Below are 7,911 nucleotides of genomic sequence, written 5' to 3'. Positions count from 1 at the left end.
GACCAACGCCTACATGACCGAAGGCCTCGATGCCTTCAAGTCGGGCCAGGTCGCAATGATGATGAACTGGTTCGCCTTCTTCCCGGGCCTCTACAAGGACCCGAACGTCGGCGGCGACAAGATCGGCTTCTTCGTCAATCCCTCGGACAAGGCCAAGGGCGTGCAACTCGGCGGCCAGGGCATCTCGGTGGTCTCCTATTCGCCGAACCGCAACGAGGCGCTGCAATACATCAAGTGGTTCGCCAACCCCGATGTGCAGAAGAAGTGGCAGGCCATCGGCGRCTCGTCGGCCGCCAAGGCGGTGCTCAACGACCCGGCCTACCCGAAGAGCTCGCCCTTCGCGCAGCCCTTCCTCGACTCGATGGACATGGTGGTCGACTTCTGGGCCGAGCCTTCGTATGCGCAACTGCTGCTGTCGATGCAAAAGCGCGTGCATGATTACGTGGTCGCCGACAAGGGCACCGCGAAGGAGGCACTCGATGCGCTGGTGGTCGATTGGAAGAAGGTCTTCAAGGACGACGGCAAGTCGAAGTAGGCGCCCTCCTTCGGCACCCACCCCACGTTCGCCGATGCAAAACCCGGCCGTCATCGTCGTCCGCGCCGCACAGGCCACGCCACCCGGCGTGGCGGTGCGGATGCGCGGCCTCTCCGACCGCGCGATCGCCTGGCTGTTCGTCGGCCCGACGATGCTGCTGCTGCTGGCGATCAACATCTTCCCGCTGGTCTGGACGATCAAGCTGTCGTTCACCAACTACCGCGCCAACCGGCCGAACGCGGCGGTGGTCGACGTCGGCATTGACAACTACGTGTCGGTGCTGACCGACCCCGACATCTGGCTGGCGATGCAGGCCACCGCCCACTTCCTGTTCTGGACCATCTTCCTCCAGGTGCTGATCGGCTTCTCGCTGGCCTACCTGATCGACCGCAAGTTCCGTGGCCATGGCTTCTGGACCACGATGATCCTGATCCCGATGATGCTGTCGCCCGCCGTGGTCGGCAACTTCTGGGCCTTCCTCTACCAGCCGCAGACCGGGCTGTTCAACTACGCCGTGTCGTACCTCTCGGGCGTTCCGGCGTCGTCGTTCGAGATGATCGGCTCGGTCAAGCTCGCGCCCTGGGCGATCATCATCGTCGACACCTGGATGTGGACGCCCTATGTCATGCTGATCTGCCTCGCCGGGCTGCGCTCGATCCCCGACTACATCTACGAGGCGGCCGAAGTCGACCGGGCCTCGAAGTGGCGCCAGTTCTGGTCGATCACGCTGCCGATGGTGCTGCCCTTCATCATGCTGGCTGTGCTGTTCCGCGGCATCGAGAACTTCAAGATGTTCGACATGGTCAACCTGCTGACCTCGGGCGGGCCCGGCTCGGCGACCGAACTGGCGTCGATCACCCTCAAGCGGGAGGCCTTCGAGAAATGGCGCACCGGCTATTCGTCGGCGTTCGCGATCATCCTTTTCGTGGCGGTGTTCGGCCTGGCGAACATCTACGTCAAGGCGCTCAACCACGTGAAGAACCGCTGAGGCACCATCATGAGCACCGGCATCAGCACCGCGCACTCCGTCGTCGAACCGAGCTCGCGCACCCGGGCCTTCGCGGGCGCCATCGTGGTCTTGTACGCCCTGGTCACGATGATCCCGCTGGCCTGGATCATCCTGACCGGCTTCAAGACACCGCCCGACTCGATCAGCTATCCGCCGAAGGTGTTGTTCACGCCCTCGCCGCAGGGCTATTGCAACCTCTTCACCACGCGCTCGCGCCAGACGCCCGAATACATCGCCGCGCTGCCGCCGCCGACCGACGTCTGCGACAAGGTCGCGCGCGACGACAACATGGTGGTGGCCGGCCGTTCGAACTACATCCCGCGCTTCGTCAACTCGCTGATCATCGCCTTCGGCTCGACCGTGCTGTCGGTCGGCATCGGCGTGATGGCGGCCTACGCCTTCTCGCGCTTCGACGTACCGCTGAAGGACGACCTGCTGTTCTTCATCCTGTCGACGCGGATGATGCCGCCGATCGCGGTGGCGATTCCGATCTACCTGATGTATCGCGAGCTGGGCCTGTCGGACACGCGGCTGGGAATGATCCTGCTCTACAGCGCGGTCAACGTGTCGCTCGCGGTGTGGCTGCTCAAGGGCTTCATCGACGAGATCCCGCGCGAGTACGAAGAGGCGGCGATGGTCGACGGCTACACGCGGCTGCAGGCCTTCCGCAAGGTGGTGCTGCCGCAGGCGACCACCGGGATCGTCGCCACCTCGATCTTCTGCCTGATCTTCGCCTGGAACGAATACGCCTTCGCGGTGCTGCTGACCTCGGGCACGGCGCAGACCGCGCCGCCCTTCATTCCGATCATCATCGGCGAAGGCGGTCAGGACTGGCCCGCGGTCGCGGCCGGCACCACGCTGTTCCTGATCCCGATCCTGGTCTTCACGATCCTGCTGCGAAAGCACCTGCTGCGCGGCATCACCTTCGGCGCCGTGCGCAAGTAGGAGTGTTTTCAGCCATGCCGACCGCCCTGCCCCCGACCGTTGCGCGCCGTTGGCCGCGCTGGCTGCGCCGCGGACCAATGGAGATCGTCGCCTGCATCGTGATCACCGCGGGCCTCGTGATGATGCTGCAGCCGCTCGCGATGAGCCTGTTCACCTGGTCGTTCCTGACCACCCTGTTCGGCACCGCGCTGTTCATGGTGGTCTCCAAGTTCCCCGCCTGAGCCATGGCCGAGATCCGCGTCCACCAGCTGCACAAGGCCTTCGCCGACTTCACCGCGGTGAAGAACTCGAGCTTCGCCGTGCGCGACGGCGAGTTCTTCTGCCTGCTCGGCCCCTCGGGCTGCGGCAAGACCACCACGCTGCGGATGATCGCGGGGCTCGAGCTGCCGACCTCGGGCCAGATCTTCCTCGGCGGCGAGGATGTCAGCTTCAAGCGCGCGTCGGCACGCGACATCGCCTTCGTGTTTCAGATGTTCGCGCTCTATCCGCACATGAACGTGCGGCGCAACATCGGCTTCCCGCTGGTCTCGCAGGGCATGGGGCGCGCCGAGGTCGGCCGCCAGGTCGAGCAGGCGGCGCGCACGCTGCGCATCACGCACCTGCTCGACAAGCCGGTCTCGCAGCTGTCGAGCGGCGACCGGCAGCGCGTCGCGCTGGGCCGCGCCATCGTGCGCCAGCCGCTGGCCTTCCTGATGGACGAGCCGCTCGGCGCACTCGACGCCGAGTTCCGCGAAGTGATGTGCCAGGAGCTGCGCGCGCTGCACGACCGGCTGCACGCCACCACCGTCTACGTGACGCACGACCAGATGGAGGCGATGGCCATGGCCGACGTGATCGCCATCATGAACGACGGCGTGATCGAGCAGCTCGGTGCGCCGCTCGAGGTCTACGAGCGGCCGGCCAGCGTCTTCGTGGCCGACTTCATCGGCGCGCCGTCGATGAACTTTCTGCCCTTCGAGGCGGGCCTCGCGAACGGCGAGCAGGCGATACGGATCGGTGCCGCGCCGATCGGCGTACCGGCCTTGCGCGAGGACGTCGCGCCACGCGCCCTGCTGTGCGGCGTGCGGCCCGAACACGTGCGCTTCGACGCGGCATCCGCATTGCGCGCCGAAGTGCTCGCCACGGAGTACCTGGGCACCAGCACCATCGCGACCCTGGCCACCGCGCAGGGCGCGACGGTGCGCGCCAAGGTCGACGTCGCCCTGCCGGTGGCGCGCGGCGACCATGTCGGGCTGGCCTTCGATGCCTCGGCGATCTCGCTGTTCGATGCGGCATCGGGCCGTGCGCTGCGCACCGCCCGCGACGAGGCGCCGCAGCGGGCCCGGCAGGGAGCACGCCATGGCTGAACTCCGACTCGCGAACATCGGCAAGCGCTTCGGCGCGGTGCAGGCGGTCGGCGGCCTGAGCCTGGACCTGCCGAGCGGCGAATTCTTCGTGCTGCTCGGGCCGAGCGGCGCCGGCAAGACCACCACGCTGCGCCTGGTGGCCGGCCTCGAACGGCCGGATGCGGGCCGCATATCGATCGGCGGGCGCGACGTGACGAGCCTGGCCCCGGCGCTGCGCGACGTGGCCTTCGTGTTCCAGCAGTACTCGCTCTATCCGCACCTGAGCGTCTACGACAACCTGGCCTTCCCGCTGCGGTCGCCGCTGCGTCCGGTGCCCGAGACCGAGGTGCGCCGCAAGGTCGAGGAAGTGGCGCGCATGCTGCGCATCCACGACAAGCTGAAGAACCCCGCGACCCGGCTCTCGGGCGGCCAGATGCAGCGCGTGGCGATCGGCCGGGCCCTGGTGCGCAGCCCGTCGCTCTACCTGATGGACGAACCGCTGTCCTCGCTCGATGCCAAGCTGCGCAACGACCTGCGGCTCGAACTCAAGCGCATCCAGCAGGACCTCGGCGCCACCTTGCTGTACGTGACGCACGACCAGATCGAGGCCATGACAATGGCCACCCGCATCGGCGTGCTCGACGCCGGCGCGCTGGTGCAGGTCGGCACGCCGCAGCAGATCTACGAGAACCCGAGCAGCGCCCACGTGGCCTCGCGGCTCGGCTCGCCGCGCATCAACCTCTTTGCGCGCGCGCTGGTTCCGGCGCTCGCCGCGCCGCCGGAAGCGGCGACGGTCGGCGTGCGGGCCGAGCACCTGCGGCTGCATCGCCAGGCGGCCGATACGGCACACCGCACCGCCAGGGTCCGGCGCATCGAGCGTCTGAGCGACCTGCACCTGGTGCACGTCGGGCTCGACGACAGCGAGCAGGAGCTGATCGTCTCGGCGCCGGCGAGCGAGAGCTTCGAGCCGAACGACGCGGTGCAGGTCGAACTGACGCGCCCGCTCTGGTTCGATGCCGAGGGCCGGCGCATCGGCGCCTGAACACACCACACATCACGGGAGCACACATGGCCGACATCGAACTGATCCGGAACGCAACGCAGACGCTGATCGACCACGTCGATGAGCTGACCGCGCTCGACCAGGCGATCGGCGACGGCGACCACGGTCTCAACATGCGGCGCGGCGCGCTAGCCATCCAGGCCAAGCTCGACGAACTCTGCGGCCAGTCGCTCAACCAGGCGCTGCGCACGATGGGCATGACCTGCATGTCGACCATCGGCGGCTCCTCGGGTCCGGTGTTCGGCACGCTGATGGTCACGCTCGGCAAGGAGCTGCCCGATCCACCCACGGCGAGCAGCGTGGCCAGCGCGCTCGACGCCGGCATCAAGGCACTGACCCGTCTGGGCAAGGCCGAGGTCGGCCAGAAGACCTTGCTCGACGTGCTCGACCCGGTGCAGAAGGTGCTCGCCGAAGGCGGTGGCGACCTGGCCGGCCGGGTCCGCGAATGCGCCTTCGCGAGCGCCGACGCCACCGCCGCGATGGATGCCATCAAGGGCCGCGCGTCCTTCCTCGGCGAGCGGGCGCTGGGCCACGTTGACCCGGGTTCGCGCTCGGTGGCACTGATCATCGGCGCGATCTGCGACAGCCTGCAATCGCCCGCCCGACCGACTTCCCTTTCCGCCTGAAAGCGCACCATGAAGAAGCTCATCAACGAGGTCGATTCCCTGCTGTCCGAATCCCTGGACGGCTTCGCGGCGGCGCACGCCGACATCGTGACCCTCGGCGAGGCCGGCCAGTTCGTGCGCCGGCGCGCACCGAAGCCCGGCAAAGTCGCGCTGATCTCGGGCGGCGGCTCGGGGCACGAGCCGCTGCACACCGGCTTCGTCGGCCATGGCATGCTCGATGCGGCCTGTCCGGGCCAGGTGTTCACCTCGCCCACGCCCGACCAGATGCTGGCCGCGGCGCAGGCCGTGGACACCGGCGCCGGCGTGCTGTTCATCGTCAAGAACTATTCCGGCGACATGATGAATTTCCAGATGGCCGCCGAGATGGTCGACTGCGACAACGCGACGGTCATCGTCAATGACGACGTCGCCGTCGAGAACTCGACCTACACGACCGGCCGGCGCGGCGTCGCCGGCACCCTGATCGTCGAGAAGATCGTCGGCGCCGCGGCCGAACGCGGCGACGGCCTGGCGGCGCTCAAGGCGCTCGGGGATTCGGTCAACAAGGCCACGGCCTCGATGGGTGTCGCGCTCAGCTCGTGCACCGTGCCGGCGGCCGGCAAGCCGACCTTCCAGATCGGTCCGGACGAGATGGAGATGGGCGTCGGCATCCACGGCGAGCCCGGCCGGCGCCGGGTCAAGCTGGCGTCGGCCGACGACATCGCGGCCGAGCTGAGCGGCGCGATCCTCAAGGACCTCTCGCTTAAGCCCGGCCAGGAAGTGCTGCTGCTGGTCAACGGCTTCGGCGGCACGCCGCTGATGGAGCTGTACCTGATGGTGCATGCGGTGCGCAAGGTGCTTGATGGCCACCGGCTCAAGGTCGCGCGCCATCTGACGGGCTCCTACGTCACTTCGCTCGAAATGGCGGGCTGCTCGGTCACGGTGAGCGCGATGGATGCCGCGACCCTGGCGCTGTGGGACGCACCGGTACATACGGCGGCGCTGCGCTGGGGGATGTAATCGAGGCTTCAGGCGGCTAAAGTCCTGGGAAACCATCCTGGACTTTCCCCCTTCATGAAAATTGCCACCTGGAACGTCAACTCCCTCACCGCCCGCCTCCAGCACGTGCTGGACTGGCTGATCGCCAACCCGGTCGACGTCCTGTGCCTGCAGGAACTCAAGCTGACCGACGACAAGTTCCCCCTGGAGGTGCTCAAGTCGGCGGGCTACGATGCAGCGGTGTTCGGACAGAAAACCTACAACGGCGTCGCGATCCTGAGCCTGGCGCCGGTGCGCGACGTGCTGAAGAACATCGGCGGCTTCGCCGATGAGCATTCCCGCGTGATCAGCGCGACCATCGACACGCCGGCCGGCGAAGTGCGCATCGTCAACGGCTACTTCGTCAATGGCCAGGCGCCCGGCAGCGACAAGTTCGCCTACAAGATGAAGTGGCTGGAGGGCCTGCGCGACTGGCTCAGGCAGGAACTGGCCAGCCACCCGAAGCTCGTGCTTCTCGGCGACTTCAACGTGGCGCCCGAAGACCGCGACAGCTACGACCCAGTCGGGCTCGCCGAGACCATCCACCACACGACCCAGGAACGGGAGCACTTCAGGGCACTGCTCCAGCTCGGCCTGACCGACAGCTTCCGCCTGTTCGACCAGCCCCCGAAGAGCTACTCCTGGTGGGACTACCGCATGCTCGGCTACCAGAAGAACCGCGGACTGCGCATCGACCACATCCTGGTGAGCGAGCCGCTGGTGCCGCGCGTCAAAAACTGCGTGATCGACCGGGTGCCGCGCAAGTGGGAAAAGCCCAGCGACCATGCACCCGTCATCCTGGAACTCGAACCATGAAAACCACTGCACTGCTGTTTGGCCTGGCCGCGGCGCTCGTGCTCGGCGGCTGCGGGGCGCTGAAGCCGGACGCCAGGCAGGACGCCGCCTCCGGGGCTGCGCGGAGCACCAGCGACGGGCGCTCGGCCGGGGCGCATGCCGAGCGCCAGATCACGGTCCAGACGCCGGCGGTGCGTACGTACCGCAAGGTGGGTGCCGCCGCCATCTACAAGAAGTATCCGCAACGCATCTACAAGGGCAAGATTCCGCCGCTGGTGTACGCCGTGGTCGTCACCGAGACCGACATCGACGCCGACGGCCGCGTCACTGCCGTGCACTTCAGCCGGACGCCCAGCCATGCGCCGGAGGTCAGCGGCATGATCGCCGAGCTGATCAAGGACGCATCGCCGCTGCCGAGCCCAGGCAAGATCGGCGCCCACACCTATGTCGACACCTGGCTGTGGGACAAGAGCGGCCAGTTCCAGCTCGACACGCTGACTCTAGGCCAGCGCAACCGCTGAGTGTGGCCCCCACGCTCCCCCACTGCGTGTGGGTCGCTGCCCCCCGAGGGGGCCGCAGGCCGCCTTGGGGCGGCC

General features: G+C 67.5%; 10 protein-coding genes. All 10 read left to right on the top strand.

Going from position 1 to position 7,911, the window contains the following annotated elements:
- Positions 1-535 (top strand): extracellular solute-binding protein (locus AC1D2E_RS33630; RefSeq protein WP_478201424.1); only part of this gene is annotated, 535 nt, incomplete at its 5' end.
- A 34-nt stretch (positions 536-569) separates the two neighbouring features.
- A complete protein-coding gene (locus AC1D2E_RS33625) occupies positions 570-1,523 on the top strand; it encodes a carbohydrate ABC transporter permease (protein ID WP_478201423.1) in 954 nt (317 codons plus the stop codon).
- A gap of 9 nt (positions 1,524-1,532) precedes the next feature.
- Positions 1,533-2,489, top strand: coding sequence for a carbohydrate ABC transporter permease (locus tag AC1D2E_RS33620; protein ID WP_478201422.1), 957 nt, complete (start codon positions 1,533-1,535; stop codon positions 2,487-2,489).
- 14 nt (positions 2,490-2,503) lie between these two features.
- Positions 2,504-2,710, top strand: a complete 207-nt coding sequence (locus AC1D2E_RS33615) for a hypothetical protein (protein ID WP_478201421.1) — start codon at positions 2,504-2,506, stop codon at positions 2,708-2,710.
- 3 nt (positions 2,711-2,713) lie between these two features.
- Positions 2,714-3,835 (top strand): ABC transporter ATP-binding protein, encoded by a 1,122-nt coding sequence (locus tag AC1D2E_RS33610; protein ID WP_478201420.1) that lies wholly within the window; start codon positions 2,714-2,716, stop codon positions 3,833-3,835.
- Positions 3,828-4,856: an ABC transporter ATP-binding protein gene (locus AC1D2E_RS33605; protein WP_478201419.1), complete on the top strand. Its 1,029-nt coding sequence runs from the start codon at positions 3,828-3,830 to the stop codon at positions 4,854-4,856. The genes AC1D2E_RS33610 and AC1D2E_RS33605 overlap by 8 nt, the downstream gene beginning before the upstream one ends.
- A 26-nt stretch (positions 4,857-4,882) precedes the next feature.
- Positions 4,883-5,503 (top strand): dihydroxyacetone kinase subunit DhaL, encoded by a 621-nt coding sequence (gene dhaL / locus AC1D2E_RS33600; protein WP_478201418.1) that lies wholly within the window; start codon positions 4,883-4,885, stop codon positions 5,501-5,503.
- A 9-nt stretch (positions 5,504-5,512) separates the two neighbouring features.
- Positions 5,513-6,502 (top strand): dihydroxyacetone kinase subunit DhaK, encoded by a 990-nt coding sequence (dhaK, locus tag AC1D2E_RS33595; RefSeq protein WP_478176666.1) that lies wholly within the window; start codon positions 5,513-5,515, stop codon positions 6,500-6,502.
- 54 nt (positions 6,503-6,556) lie between these two features.
- A complete protein-coding gene (xth, locus tag AC1D2E_RS33590) occupies positions 6,557-7,336 on the top strand; it encodes an exodeoxyribonuclease III (protein ID WP_478201417.1) in 780 nt (259 codons plus the stop codon).
- Positions 7,333-7,836, top strand: coding sequence for a hypothetical protein (locus AC1D2E_RS33585; RefSeq protein ID WP_478201416.1), 504 nt, complete (start codon positions 7,333-7,335; stop codon positions 7,834-7,836). Before xth ends, AC1D2E_RS33585 begins: the two co-directional genes overlap by 4 nt.
- Positions 7,837-7,911: the final 75 nt, after the last annotated feature.

Source organism: Variovorax sp. P1_H2 (genome assembly GCF_056405295.1).
The sequence above is the reverse complement of the archived record's forward strand: the minus strand, read 5'-3'. Positions and strand labels throughout refer to the sequence as shown.